At 44.2% G+C, this 13,482-nt stretch carries 13 protein-coding genes and 1 pseudogene; 8 read left to right on the top strand and 6 right to left on the bottom strand.

What is annotated here, in order from left to right; all coding sequences use genetic code 11:
• The first annotated feature begins 72 nt into the window (after nt 1-72).
• Together B3S93_RS13730 and B3S93_RS13725 are read left to right on the top strand one after the other, a co-directional pair.
• Nucleotides 73-327, top strand: a complete 255-nt coding sequence (locus B3S93_RS13730; protein ID WP_292398604.1) for a type II toxin-antitoxin system Phd/YefM family antitoxin — start codon at nt 73-75, stop codon at nt 325-327.
• Nucleotides 317-604 (top strand): type II toxin-antitoxin system RelE family toxin, encoded by a 288-nt coding sequence (locus B3S93_RS13725; RefSeq protein ID WP_292398606.1) that lies wholly within the window; start codon nt 317-319, stop codon nt 602-604. Before B3S93_RS13730 ends, B3S93_RS13725 begins: the two co-directional genes overlap by 11 nt.
• Nucleotides 605-623: 19 nt before the next feature.
• Here B3S93_RS13725 and B3S93_RS13720 read toward each other — a convergent pair whose 3' ends face one another.
• On the bottom strand, nt 624-1,100 hold the full coding sequence (locus B3S93_RS13720) for a hypothetical protein (RefSeq protein ID WP_292398609.1): 477 nt from the start codon (nt 1,098-1,100) through the stop codon (nt 624-626).
• 313 nt (nt 1,101-1,413) lie between these two features.
• On the opposite strand from B3S93_RS13720, the gene B3S93_RS13715 reads away from it, so the two are divergent.
• The 3 genes and pseudogenes from B3S93_RS13715 to B3S93_RS13705 all read left to right on the top strand — a co-directional run.
• Nucleotides 1,414-1,788, top strand: a complete 375-nt coding sequence (locus tag B3S93_RS13715; RefSeq protein WP_292398611.1) for an ArsR/SmtB family transcription factor — start codon at nt 1,414-1,416, stop codon at nt 1,786-1,788.
• Nucleotides 1,785-2,705: a bile acid:sodium symporter family protein gene (locus tag B3S93_RS13710; RefSeq protein WP_292404148.1), complete on the top strand. Its 921-nt coding sequence runs from the start codon at nt 1,785-1,787 to the stop codon at nt 2,703-2,705. Before B3S93_RS13715 ends, B3S93_RS13710 begins: the two co-directional genes overlap by 4 nt.
• 32 nt (nt 2,706-2,737) lie before the next feature.
• A pseudogene (locus B3S93_RS13705) lies at nt 2,738-4,024 on the top strand (ISL3 family transposase); the annotation flags it as partial.
• A gap of 178 nt (nt 4,025-4,202) precedes the next feature.
• Here B3S93_RS13705 and B3S93_RS13700 read toward each other — a convergent pair.
• Together B3S93_RS13700 and B3S93_RS13695 are read right to left on the bottom strand one after the other, a co-directional pair.
• The gene (locus B3S93_RS13700) at nt 4,203-4,505 is read right to left on the bottom strand and encodes a hypothetical protein (protein ID WP_292404151.1); all 303 of its coding nucleotides are present in this window, start codon (nt 4,503-4,505) and stop codon (nt 4,203-4,205) included.
• A 391-nt stretch (nt 4,506-4,896) separates the two neighbouring features.
• Nucleotides 4,897-5,964 (bottom strand): site-specific integrase, encoded by a 1,068-nt coding sequence (locus tag B3S93_RS13695; protein WP_292404154.1) that lies wholly within the window; start codon nt 5,962-5,964, stop codon nt 4,897-4,899.
• A gap of 1,282 nt (nt 5,965-7,246) precedes the next feature.
• Between B3S93_RS13695 and B3S93_RS13690 the strand changes: the two genes are divergently transcribed.
• Both B3S93_RS13690 and B3S93_RS13685 read left to right on the top strand, forming a co-directional pair.
• On the top strand, nt 7,247-8,248 hold the full coding sequence (locus B3S93_RS13690) for a PRTRC system protein D (protein ID WP_292398593.1): 1,002 nt from the start codon (nt 7,247-7,249) through the stop codon (nt 8,246-8,248).
• Nucleotides 8,248-8,505, top strand: coding sequence for a hypothetical protein (locus tag B3S93_RS13685; protein WP_292398596.1), 258 nt, complete (start codon nt 8,248-8,250; stop codon nt 8,503-8,505). The genes B3S93_RS13690 and B3S93_RS13685 overlap by 1 nt, the downstream gene beginning before the upstream one ends.
• A 619-nt stretch (nt 8,506-9,124) precedes the next feature.
• Here the strand turns inward: B3S93_RS13685 and B3S93_RS13680 are convergent.
• Nucleotides 9,125-10,351, bottom strand: a complete 1,227-nt coding sequence (locus B3S93_RS13680; protein ID WP_292404157.1) for a TraI domain-containing protein — start codon at nt 10,349-10,351, stop codon at nt 9,125-9,127.
• 138 nt (nt 10,352-10,489) lie between these two features.
• Nucleotides 10,490-10,912, bottom strand: a complete 423-nt coding sequence (locus B3S93_RS13675) for a hypothetical protein (protein WP_292404160.1) — start codon at nt 10,910-10,912, stop codon at nt 10,490-10,492.
• A 463-nt stretch (nt 10,913-11,375) separates the two neighbouring features.
• Here B3S93_RS13675 and B3S93_RS13670 point away from each other — a divergent pair, with 463 nt between their 5' ends.
• Entirely contained in the window at nt 11,376-11,900 is a 525-nt protein-coding gene (locus B3S93_RS13670) for a hypothetical protein (protein ID WP_292404163.1), read from the top strand.
• Between the two features lie 15 nt (nt 11,901-11,915).
• Here the strand turns inward: B3S93_RS13670 and B3S93_RS13665 are convergent, their stop codons facing one another.
• A complete protein-coding gene (locus B3S93_RS13665; protein WP_292404166.1) occupies nt 11,916-13,481 on the bottom strand; it encodes a conjugal transfer protein TraG N-terminal domain-containing protein in 1,566 nt (521 codons plus the stop codon).
• Between the last annotated feature and the right edge of the window lies 1 nt (nt 13,482).

Raw genomic sequence — 13,482 nt, 5'->3', positions numbered from 1 at the left:
TAAGGAGCAAAAAACCATGATGGACTGACTAGGCTGGTGTGATAAGCGTAGTCAGGAAGAGGAGTAGCGGAGATGAGAAAGGTAAGTGCCGTCTTGTCTTCAGTGACTATTGGTATTACAGAGCTTAAGCGTAATCCGATGGTTGTTGTCGACGAATCAGATGGGGAAACTGTTGCTGTTTTAAACAGGAACAAAGCGGTGTTTTATGCGGTTCCCGCGGAAGCGTATGAGGCAATGATTGAGCGGCTGGAAGATGCAGAACTTGCTGCCCTTGTGCGTGCGAGGGAGCAACAGCCTCGTATAGAAGTGGATTGGGATGACCTATAGTTTAAGATTTACTGAAGACTCCAAGAAGGAATGGGACAAGCTTGATGCGGGGATCAGAAAGAAGCTCGCAAAAAAGTTGAAAGATCGGCGTGAAAACCCTCGGGTACCGTCGGCGAAGCTTGTTGGAATGAAAGATTCATACAAGATAAAGCTTAGAGATGATGGTTATCGACTGGTCTATACGGTTGTTGATGAAACCATCACCATCGATGTAATTACTGTTGGTAAGCGTAATAAAAACTTAGTTTATAAGAAAGCATTAAAGCGAATAGGATAAATTAAGGTTATTATCAATATCACAAATCCTTTAGGTAGCGCTGTGACTCTCTGTTTTTCCAAGATTCTAATAGTCTGAGTTGAGCTGCTGTAAGATTATTGGACAGTTTGTCTAAAAGTAGATTGAGTTGGAGCAGGTCTTGGCTATCGTTGAGCCAATCATCCAGAACGATAAAGCTTGCCTGTTTGTCTCTAAGCAAACTATCAGCTATTAAATCAGCAATTGCTCTCGGATGAGTAGCTGCATATGCTTTATCCCCATCAAAGACAATACCTAGGTTCTTTAAAACCTGGCCGCATTCCTCAATGCCATTACTTTCATATAAGCTAATGGTATTTACTTCAGCACCAATACCAGCATAGAAACCACGCGTATATCCATTTTCTGAAAAAACGCTTTGAAAATGCCAATCACCAGAACCTGATGGGGATGGGATGTTAAGGGATGCTAGTCCACTTAAATAGAACTTTGGTGAGGTTTGTTTTAGGTGAATCAAGGGATATACCTGCACTATCGAAAAGCTTCTACATAAATAATCATCTCTTTAAAGGAGCTTTTTTTGAAATTAAAATAATTATGGCTATCCGGATTTTTTGGTTGATTGGCTCGACCCATAAGGTCGCAGCCAATCGCTTAACACAGCGGATTACTTGGTTGATGACACGCCTATAGGGAGGATTAGCCTCACTGGCCTCGCAATTTTCACTTGAGTAGATGAATAGCATAGAGCTAACTCTTGGGATCCCACTTGACCAAGTATTCTTCCAGCAGGTAGATTTCATTATCTCAATATGTGTTGAGTTATTGAAATGAAAGAAGTCCAAGCGATTAATGCCTTTGCGGCAATTTCTCAAGAGACAAGACTTCGTATTATCCGGTTACTGGTGGTAACAGGAGCCAATGGATTGGCGGCGGGTGAGATAGGAAGCTCGCTCGGCGGTGTGCCATCGTCTCGGCTCTCTTTTCACCTCAGCCAGCTTGAACATGCTGGCCTCGTCGAAAAGCGACGAGAGGGACGCTCAATCATTTACAGCGCTATTTTCCCAGCACTGTCTGATCTCGTTGCGTTTCTAATGCACGACTGCTGTCAGGGTCACTGTGCCTACTGTGATAAAGCCATTGAGCTGTTTTCCAAGTGCGAAGGACGACCTACATCAACTGAAAATGTGAACTTAAAAAAATGATCCGATTAATTTCTTTCGTTGAATCCCATCTTGTGTGGTTCGTCATTGTTGTCGCTGGAATGGGATTAATAATCCCTGAAACAGGAATATTCCTTGAGCCCTCTATTGGGTTATTACTGGCGTTGCTGATGCTCGTTATCAGCTTGACCTTCGATGCGCACGATGTACGGCTAGTACTTCGTAAGCCATCAAGACAGTTTTTGGCACTGGGTCTGGTCTATGGACCAATGTCGATCGCCGGATGGCTGACTGGCCGCCTATTTTTTGGGAGCGGCCCGCTGGCTGCTGGCCAAACCTTGCTTGGCACCCTGCCAACGGATGTTTCCTCTCCTCTTCTAGTGTTGATGGCGAGAGGCAATGTAGCGCTAGCTGCCGTTTTTAATGCAGTCAACACGGCGTTATCTCCGTTTATAGTTCCTTTCTTGTTTTTATCGCTGACAGGCATACAACTGGAGGTTCCTCTTGGCTCGATTATCCTCGAATTGGTGCTGATTGTCCTCATTCCTACCGTCTTGGGTGTGAGCTTGCGTACAGGATTTCCGAAATTTTTTGCAAGGCATGATTCAGCTTATGCGGGGCTTGGTTCAATTATATATCTCCTGATACTTCTCGCTGTGGTAGGTCCGAACGCAGAAACAATCATTGGTTATGGTTGGTACGCTTTTGTAATTGCTGGAGCGGCCCTATGTCTAAACCTGATTGGCTACTTAGTAGGAATGGCTGCACGATTGCTAACCACTGATCGCAAAGAGGTAATCACATATCTATTTACCGTGAGCAAAAAGGAATTCAGCATTGCTGCTGCCTTTGTAGCCGCATCCGGCCTGCCATCAGAAATAGCGATTCCAGCCACGTTTTTTGCAGTGATTCAAATGATTACCTCACCTATTGCGGCCAAGATTCTCGCAAGGGGCTGAGAGCCTCTGGAGAAACGACTTAAGAAATTTTTATGACTAGTCTACCTGTCAATGTGTTGCAACTTAACAAGTATGACGTTTGGAATATTAAAGAGAGTGAGCATGACTATCATTTCCAAGTGGAAGCTAAAACTCCTATTGCTTGCGAGGAATGCGGCGTAGAAGGTGAGTTCGTCAGGTTTGGAAAGCGTGATGTCGCCTATCGGGACCTCCACATTCATGGCAAACGGGTTACCCTCTGGGTAGTACGTCGCCGTTACACGTGCCGGGCCTGCGGCAAGACGTTTCGGCCCGCGCTCCCGGACATGGCGGATGACCATCGCATGACTCGCCGGCTATACAGCTACGTTGAAAAAAAGGCTTTCAATCACCCCTACGCCTATGTAGCCGATACCACGGGCCTCGATGAGAAGACCATACGCGACATCTTCAAGAAGAAGGCTGAGTTCCTGGCGATTTGGCACCGCTTCGAGACACCCCGCTGCCTGGGTATCGACGAGCTGTACCTGAACCGCCGCTACCGCTGCATCCTGACCAACTTGGAGGAGCGCACCCTGTTGGACCTGTTGCCCGGTCGTCAGCAGGACGCGGTGACGAAGCGGCTCATGAGCATGACCGAGCGTGACAAGGTCGAGATCGTCAGTATGGATATGTGGAAGCCCTACCGCCGTGCCGTCCAGGCGGTGCTGCCACAGGCCCGCATCGTGGTCGATAAGTTCCATGTTGTGCGTATGGCCAACGAAGCCCTGGAAAAGATCCGCAAGGGGCTCAGGAAGGAGCTGACGGCCAACCAGCGACGAACCCTCAAGGGTGACCGGAAGATCCTGCTGAAGCGGGCTCACGACGTTTCAGACCGCGAGCATCTCATCATGGAAACATGGACAGGGACCTTCCCCCAGCTCCTGGCAGCCTACGAGCACAAGGAGCGGTTCTACCACATCTGGGACTGTGCCACCCGGCGTGATGCCGAGAAGGCACTGGCTGCCTGGATTGACGACATCCCGCAGGGACAGAAGAAAGTCTGGAAGGATCTTGTCAGCGCCGTCAGCGAATGGCGTGAGGAGATGCTCACCTACTTCGAGACCGACATCCCGATCACCAACGCCTTCACGGAGTCGATCAATCGGCTGGCCAAGGACAAGAACCGCGATGGCCGGGGCTACTCATTCGAAGTGATGCGGGCCCGGATGCTATATACCACCAAGCACAAGAAGAAGGCGCCGCAGACCAAGCAATACCCCTTCCTGGGCAGGGCTACCATGACCTACAACATGGGCCTGCCCGATCCCGAGCAGAACTTCGGCGTCGATCTATCAACCTTCTGGCAGGACTATGCATTTGGATGGGTTTCAGTGCCCCTTCAACCAGTTAATCCGGATACCCATAGTTATTTGAGTGTTTTAATCTAGTCTGCATCTTAATTAATTTTCTATTGTCGTTCAATTTAAAATCATATTACGTCTTAGGCAAACAAGCTTTTAGTCTTCAGATTAACGCTTATTTGATGCCCAGGAGTTGCCATACACCTATTGGTTGGCCAGATGTCTGAAATGAGCTATCAGTTAGAATCAGCTCCACTGGTTTATTGCAGAGTCTCGCCGCCTTTTGATACCGCTTGGAAATTGTAATGGCCTCAGCAACAGAATCAGCCGTTTCCATCAAAAAGCTGCCTGAAATGAGATATACAGACCCACTAAAACTCGGTTCAAAATGAATTAACGTGTTCTCTTGTCTGATATCAAGCTTGAACAATGGCTCATTAAAGCTCGCATCAATGATGCCGGTTTTGGTTTTTAACATACTGCTCATAATCTATGCTCGACTTGCTCGGTAAATCTTTCATGTAATGTGATGATGGCTTGTTCAAGTGACTGCTGCTTTTGAATGACCTTTTTGTTGATAAGCTCTAAAAGGTCTTGCTTGATCAATGCAACATCACGTTTAGCTTCAAGCGCTAATAAATCAAGTTCTACGGCACATACACCGGTGTCCGGACTGCCTTAGTCGCTAAGTCTATTCAAAACATCAATGCTGGTGGTACTGTGGTTGTCAGCATCACCAGAGAATAAAATTAACTGAAGTACATTATCCAAAGAGTTGTAGTCCAGCAAGTTTGCCTCCTTGTAGCTGGGTGAAGGCTACCAACTTAAAATTAACCGGCAATAATCAACCGAATATTAGTGGTAGCGGGTTAATCATCACTTCCGATATAAGCACTTGAAATGGATTCACGACTGTGGCCAAGGTTTTCAGAAACCATGAGCCTGGCGATCCTTTCTTCTATCTTGTCGATTTCCTGTGCCAGCTTTGGCACATCTTTCACTGCTGCAGGGTGGCCGGTGGTTCGTTCATACAGTCTCTGTGCGTAACCGTGTCTCAGGCCGTGCGGTGTAATACCCGTTTCCCGCGAAATTCCATTTCTATTCATGATCCGGTAATAGTGTTTGATCCAACGCTTTGGGTCTGAACGTCTGGGAATCATTGATTCGTTAGTGTCGTAGCAGTAACTTTGCAGCTCTTCCAGGTATTGACGTTGTTCTGCTGATTCAACAGGTAATGTTCTAGGCCGACCACCTTTGGTGCCACGTCGAACATGGATGAACTGACCTTCACGGTCATAATCCAGGTTTGGCCTGAACAGCATGGATTCTTTGGCTCGTAGTCCAAACAGATGCGCTAGCTTCAGTTGTCTACCGCAATATTTGCAGTCTTCTTCAACTTTTTGGATTACGTCGTTAATGTCGAACTTGTCATCCCAGCTTTTATCTTCTGTAGCTACATATTGACGTTTCATTAATTCTGGCTTGGTAAATAGCTCTTCATCAGATAAGCCTTTAATCACAGCCTCTTTGCCCATCCACCCCAAAAAGACTCTCAAAATAGAAACTTTTTGGACTACAGAGGCGGGCTTCAGGTCTTCCCTGGCTTCCCAGAAATGTGTCAGGGCTTTTACGTGCTTCTGACGAATATGGGTTGGCAATGTAATCCGATACCCCAGGTCATGCAGTGTCTGCGCCATAGAACGGATTTCATTAAATCTATTTGCCTTTGTTTTTTCTGCTACAGGCTTTTGACGTTTGGAATGCGTTGCATTGTGTCGATAAAGAACGTGCTGTACGTTGTAAACAAAGATGGTTCTCACCGTCCAAGGTTTACCGTGCCTGTTCAGGCGACCTCGCATTTCAGGTGCAGCAAATACATAGTCCCCCTCCGTCACAGTCAACGGCGGTTGAAATGGTTTATCTAATGGTTTTCCCATTTTTTTAATCTCCAGTTTTAATCAATTTTTCATAAGCAGTTTTTCCTCTCTAGTCACTCGTTAAAATCATCAGTAGTTATCAATCAATACCCATACGATAGGGAACTCTCATCAGGTGCAGCTCTTAACTGCGGCTAATTCTTAAACGTGAGTTATATCTTTCATGGAAGGTTTTGTTCAGACCCGACATGACGCTGCTATCACTGCAAAGCACTAGTAGATGGTCGACCTACTCCTTTACAGAATCTTTGATGATAGCCAGCCACCTAGTTCATCTCTGTCACAGATTTACATGGTGTTCGGTTGGTTTTTGATACACACAAAAATACGATCGTGATTGAATTTGTTCCCAATAATCCCCGCCAGCAGGATGCTCGATCACGTTATGTCCGCCCTAGTAAAACGCTGCTCCGACAACAGACTTTGTTTACATCAGGTTTATGGCCAATCTTTTTGTGGTTTCGTATGGTTTACAGTCAAACCGTAGTTCGCTGTACTTCGATTGATGCGTGTCTCCATAGAGACAGCCCTACTTGTTGGACAGTGACCGCCGTAGCAATCCGATTAATACCGTGTCCGTAATGATTTTTAGACATAGAAATCCGTCAACATGCGTTTTCAGCATATTTACAGCTCTTTTTGTCTTTTTTTGAGTGAGCAACGTTCGGTGAACGTAGCTTAGAGAGAGCCATTTTTAATGCAGTTGGCTTGCTGCTCTCTTCAGACCCGGAGGGCCCTATTGAAGATTGGGCATATTTTCAGATCAACACCCCCTTGTCTGTCAAGGATTTTGTAGATCGGTTTTTTCTCAAAGTCTGGAATAAAGTTCTTATCTGAGCTGCATCGTCTTGTTTCGACTGTGGTTTCTGCTCTGGTTTTGCCCCTCAGTCTCCACGGCAATTTTTTCCAATGCAACTTAGGTGCGTTTTTGAGAAAACTGACAATTATTTTATTTTCTAATACTTCAGGTGTCCTGTAGGTGTCCTGCAGGACTTCTGGTGTTGTAAATCTCTGAATTTAATTTGGAGATTGTGGGAAATGAGATGTTCAGGTGTCCTGTAGGCGTCCTGCAGGACTTGTAGGGGTTGATTTTATAGGTGCGCCCGAGGTAATCTATATTTGTCCGTCAAATCTGACGCTCCTGCGCATAACTTCCACGGAAGTGTGCATCAAAAAAGGCCTACTTCAGGCCATATTTCAAACTCAATCTATCGCGTGCTTGCTTAAAGGCTCCAGATGCCTTTGTGTGCGCGTTTTTCTGTATTTCCGTGGAGGAACGCTGGTGAACAATATTAATCCTGTAATTCGTGCTGTAGACGTAGGCTATGGCAATACTAAATTCATTCGTAACATTGTTAATGGTCGTGCTGAGGCAGATCACTTTCCATCAATTGTTAACCGCCCCAGTGTTAACAAGAATAGCTTTCAAGAAAGTCCTGATATCTACCAAGTCGTTGTGAATGGTAATCGCTATGAAGTGGGGCCAGGCATTGATGCCGCACTTGAAGGCGGTGTTCGCATCATGCATGAAAATTATATTGAGACCGAAGACTACATGGCATTGATGTATGGTGCTCTTACACAAATGGACGTGGATGTTATTGATTTATTGGTTGTGGGTTTACCAGTTGATCTCATGAGTAGTAAAAGGTCGCTTTTAGAAAAACGGCTTGTTGGTTCTCATCGCGTTGGAAATCGTGACGTTCAAATCAAAAAGGTTAACGCGGTAGCTCAACCATTAGGTGGGTTTTTGCACTACGCATCACAAGCAAAATTGCTAGAGGAATTGAGCAGCACTAGAAATTTATTGATTGATCCAGGCTTTTTCACAGTCGATTTTCTTGTATCAACTGGCTTGAGAGAAATTAGTGGTAAAAGTGGCAGTCACCCAACCGGAATGAGTGCTTATTTGAAAGCTGTGGCCAAAGGTATCAGCGAAGACCTCTCTATCAATTACGACAACATTTCTCATATTGATGAAGGGATTCGTAAAGGCCGGTTCCGTCTGTATGGCCAGGATGTAGATTTAGCAAAATATCATCAGGCAGCACTGACTGAAATAATGCCAGCAGTGGACGCTATTTCAAATAAGGTCGGTGACGGTCGGAGCATCGATCAGATTATTTTGGTAGGCGGTGGTGCCAGAATCTTTTTAGATCCCATTAAGAAACTGCTACCTAAACATCACGTTCATTGTGATGAGCATTCAGTATTGGCAAACGTGCTTGGCTTTCAAAAGATTGGTGAAGCTTGGTATGCACGGAATCACCGTGAGGTAGCGTAATGGTTGAGCTAATTCGGATGAATCAGAAAATTCCAAGAGTCGAAGATCCTGAGCTTTATGAATATCTGTCTAAATTCAATGACAGAGGAAGAGCATATCAAGCACGAAAGCTTATGCTTTTAGGTTTGGTGCAACTAGGAAAGTTAAATGGTGGTGAGTTAGATGTGATGCCCCATCCTTCTGGCCAGAAAGATATCAGTATCGAAAAGGATGAGTTTGATCTCATCGCGGATGCCGGCGTGGGTGAATTGTTTTGACAGTCCCAAACAAAAAAGCCCCAACCTTATTGCAAAGGTAGGGGCTTTCTATTATCTCCGTGGAAATAATCTCTTAATAGGGTTTTTAGTCTTTACGGTGCTTTTTGTGTTCCTGATAATAAGCAATCGAGAACACTATAGCGCACACAAGAAAAATGATGCCAGAAGCTATTGTGAGGTTCATTTTTCCTCCTCCTTCGTTTTAGGTTTTTCAGAACATGGTGCCTCAATTATACCAAGGAGCCAGGTACATACTGAAAACATTATTGGCCAAATAAAATCGCTAAATCATTTGTCATTGACCAGCACACTAATCAAAGCAGCAAGAAATACAGCAATAGCTATTTTCCTGATGTCATCTTGTACCGATTTAAAGTTAAGCCTCATAGGCACTCTCCAAATAAAAAAGGGAGAACGCCGCCCCTGAAAGGAGAAACATTCTCCCTTCAGGGTTGAGGTAATCTGCCACCTTAGTAACAGTTACATTTTGCAGGATACTAACCGAAGTTAGCATCTATTGAGCACAGCATTTAAGCAGCTGTGGCACTTCAGGTACTTGAATACTCAAGTACGCAGAATCTGTAATTCAATATTACGCTTAACCGGAAATGATGGCAATTTACCCCTTGAGTACAATTACTCTATCAGTAGATATGCCTTTAATCGGTCCCTCATCTTGTATGGCACCTATTAGACGCAGCTCGTTTAGAAGGTCTGAAGGACTGTCCGTGTAGCTTCTGAATGTAGTGGGGTATTTCACTTTTATGGTGTTGCCTTCCTGCTTGGCATATTCAGACGTGATACGTTTCTTTTGAATATCCACCTTGAGTCTGGCCACAAAGTTTTTCGCAGTGATTTCGTCATCATGCTCTGGCGGATAATCATCAATATTCTGTGGTGGTTCTTCCATCTCAGGTGGCATGGAGTCTATTTGATTTGACGGTATAGGCTCTACTGGAGCGTGACTGCTTTGTTTCGGAGCTGGTTCTTTTGCTGCTTGTTGTGGTTTAACAGGCGTGGTTTTAATGAATTCACCAGTCTCTTTGTCAATCTGCTCACTTGATGGGGCCGGATTGTCTCTAGGTTTGTTGGCCTTTTCGGCTTGGATCAGTGCTGCTTCAAAAGAGATTTCATCACGCAAAGTAGATGTGGCTCTGACAATGATCGAGTACAACGGATTGTCTTGGATTTTATGGCCACCCGCTAGAATATCTAACATGCAGTCCATAAGCTCATGGTCACCATATATCCACTCAATGCCTTCTGTGGGGACAATATCCCTGATATGAAGTACGGTGCTTGTATAGGACAGTGAGCGTGTAATCCCTGGTACTTTTCTCATGCGATAATGATTGAATTCATCGATACGGTGTTTCCAGCACTGCCACTCACCGGCAGGTTTATCATTTTTGGCAAAGCCAATGATCTTCACACCCAGCATTTGCCCACCAAAGTCTCGAAGGAGTGCGGCAACAAATAAGCCATATGTCCAACACTCACCTCGATGTGATATTTCCTCTGGCTTACATTTTAGTGGCAGCAGTGTTCCCAGTCGAAGCTTTAAGGTCAATGCTACACGCTTAATAGCAACTTCAATTGCGCCACCCTTTTTTGCGTACTCCCCTTCATGACCAAACGGACGAAGCTGAAGCATTTCTGCCAGACGCTCTATTGCCGGCAAGTAATAGCTATCAAAATATGCTCGTGTACAACCGGCATCATTGCGGATCTTTTTAATCAGCAATGAATGAGGGGCAAGTAGGTCTTTAGCAGTAAGAAATGGGATTCCATCAGCAGGAATAGATGTTGATGGTGCTAGTAAAGTGGTTTTTCGACGGCCAAACATGGATTTCTCCGTAGAGTAGTTCGGCAAATTTAGATGGTTGTGCGAGAAATGTGTAGGTTTAACCGGATATTGATCGATGCCGGTTATGTTTCCGTGAGGCAAAAAAAGCCTCACTTCAATGAAGTGAGGCTGGCTTGTCTACAGGTATTGTAGCTTTTTAACATCGAACGTTACCGATGCAGGTTCAAATCTTGGAGATTCAACCGGAATACCACTTCCATTAATTTTCTCGATTTTGTACCAGGCATGCTGGCTGTCATCGAAAAAGTGCGAAAGACGTACTTTTTTCCCTAGCTTATTCATACATACGGTCGTGTTGTAACTAAACTCACTCAAATCGCCTTCAGGCTTCCAAGTAGTTATGTTCCGTGACGGTTGCAACAAGGCAGGGAGATTACGACTTAACAACAACTTAAATGGCACAAAAAACATTCTCGACATTACCGTTTGGTGTGTGTCGGGATCATATTTACCTTGTCGTTGAAGTGAGGCGATTACTTTTTGGTCGTAGCAAAAAACAAAAAAGGCAATCGCCAGTAACGTAGGAATAATATCTTGCATCTTTCTTTCTCCTCAAAGTGATAAATACAACCCATAGAGAAAGATCGCCCCCATAAGGAGAGATAAATCCCCTTATGGGTTGATGCTATCCACGCTTCCTTGGAAGCGTGGTTATTAGATTACAACCGGTCATTGAACGGATGTAATTGAGCGCAACGTATAGTGGTTGCGACACTTCTCGCAGCTAATGTATTAGCTACAAAGATAGGATGATAATATCGGCTAAATCGTCACTAATCAAGCTGATGCCATGCTGCAATGAGTCAAAAGTATGAACCGATAGACACTTGTTTAAGAGCTTTTTACTTATTGTGCGCTCATTACTTGCGCTATTAGAAAAGCGTTATAGACTTAATGTAAGTTCATCCTGAGTTAAAACGGACATCTTGGTGCATCTTCCTTGGCATACATGTCTTTTTAGTTGCTCCATGCACGGGTGAGAACAACAAAAAAGGACCTAAAAATGCCAATTATAGATATGCTTCTTTTAGCGATAATTTTTACAGCTGGATTTGCCGTTGTATCAGTCTGGTTGTCAATGCTTTACTTTAAAGTGACTCGCGGTGCAGATGAGCTAACAATTCCGTTCAAAGCAAGAGGCTTTGTTAAATATTTGCCTATCGTTACCATGTTATTAACCTTTGTCTGGTCTTTCTTGCTACATACTGAGATTTCTAGAGACCTTTTGAAAGGTATGGCTTGGTTTTCAGTTGGATTATTAATTCTCCAAGTTATGTTGGTATTAATGACATTACTGAGTGTAGATTGCCGTCAAAGAGCCAGAGAATCAGTTGAAGGTCGCGTAGTTCATTATTTGCTTATTGCCACCGTCATCTCAGCATCTTTTGCTTGGAAGGCTTTCGCATGGTTTCTACGTCTTGCTGCGAGCACAAGGTCAGCTCGTTACAATGGTGGCTCACCTTACGGATATCATGGTTATGAATCATACGAAGATAAATCACGTCGTATCAATGGAGGCCCTTACTAGAGCCTCCATTTTTGATTATTTTGTTACCGCGTTTTTAGCCATCTCTGTACCCTGATTACCTGCACCTTTAGCTTCATTGCCTGCTGCAGTTGATGCAGAGCTAGCTGCGCTAGCGCCACGCTCTCCACCCCACCCTAGAATAGATAGAAAGTAGTAAGGCAGTGCCATGTAGAGCGCTAAAACTAATAGGTCAATGATTGAGTCAAGCATCCAGTTTTGATGACTGAGCATTTCATGAATAAAGTTAGAATCACGCGCGCCGAGTATAACCTGCTGAAGATTGCTATCTAAAAAGTCTGTAACTGCCCATATAGTAGTCCAGAATTTAATTGCGAATATTGTAATTGTTGCAGTCTTAATAGTGCTCCAGGAGTAGTTACCAACCAGTAAAACCCAAGGGAGTAAGAAGTACGTCGCCATAAGCATTGTTGCTTGTATGTAAGGTGCCATCTGTTTCACCATAAAAACTGCTGGCTGTATGAGAACTTCAGCAACCTTTGCTCCTGCTGTACCTGCTGTTCCTCCAAATACATCTCCAGCAAGGTCAAGTGCAGACATAGATAAAATATCACCTAGACCTATATCAATAGTGGTGCTACCACCAACATTGAGTCCATCATAAATAGATTTACCTTCGTTTCTTAGCATCTCGCGAATGGCTGCATTCTCTAGTTCATCTGACGAAGAGAATGCCATAGTGCCAAATCTATCCCATATAGAAGCTGGGAATTCTTCTGAAAGCCCCTCCCTTATCCCTACTGAACTATCATTCCACCATTCGTGACAGCTAGGATATCCATTTTGAGGTGTAACGTTGTTTTGGTTTGCAGTTGCATGTGCATTATCACTCTGCCGATTTGTGTCAAACTCAAAACCAGAAACAGGATGCTTTGCATATTCAGTTTGGTAGAAATTATTATTGAAATATTGAGAGCCCGGCCATGCTATGTCTGTAACGTCAATACTGTCGGGCAATTCTCTATGATTATTATAGAAATCAGCTACCGCAGGTTTAAAGCATTCCGTCACAAAGCGTTGTGTTTGACGTTTAAGATGTGGATCAGATATGAGAATAGTAGATAGTTCATATTCCACCTGACGCATGTTAATCTCACAAGGCAGTCTAGTTATAACAGCATCGTTAATACCTCCCGACACTGACATAACGATATAAAACCATGGTGGTACTTTCGCTTCCTGATTATTTAGTAAGTTAGGTTTAAATATCTCATCAAATCGAGTTCCCGAGTTTCCAGCAGTCACGGTACTGCCCGGTGTGCCTGATTCAGTTTGGCATGCCTTTGTGTAACTGATTGCACCGTACTGAATAGTCATATACGGTGACACAGCGAGCATCATCATGATAATCAAACGGATTATATCTATCTCTACACGTCTGAGTGATGTTACGGCTGCTGCTTTGGCTTCCTGGCTCTCAATCGGTTTAACAACATTGTCAATGATTACAGCAAAAAATGGTAAATAAGCAAGTCCAGTACTAGATATGACCCCCCATACGATCTCGTATAAATGCCACCCGAAAGTGGTCATAAACATTTCAATAAAGCTACCTGTTGACATA

The organism is Methylophaga sp. UBA3613, from assembly GCF_002375415.1.
Classification (GTDB): Bacteria; Pseudomonadota; Gammaproteobacteria; order Nitrosococcales; family Methylophagaceae; genus Methylophaga.
The sequence above is the reverse complement of the archived record's forward strand: the minus strand, read 5'-3'. Positions and strand labels throughout refer to the sequence as shown.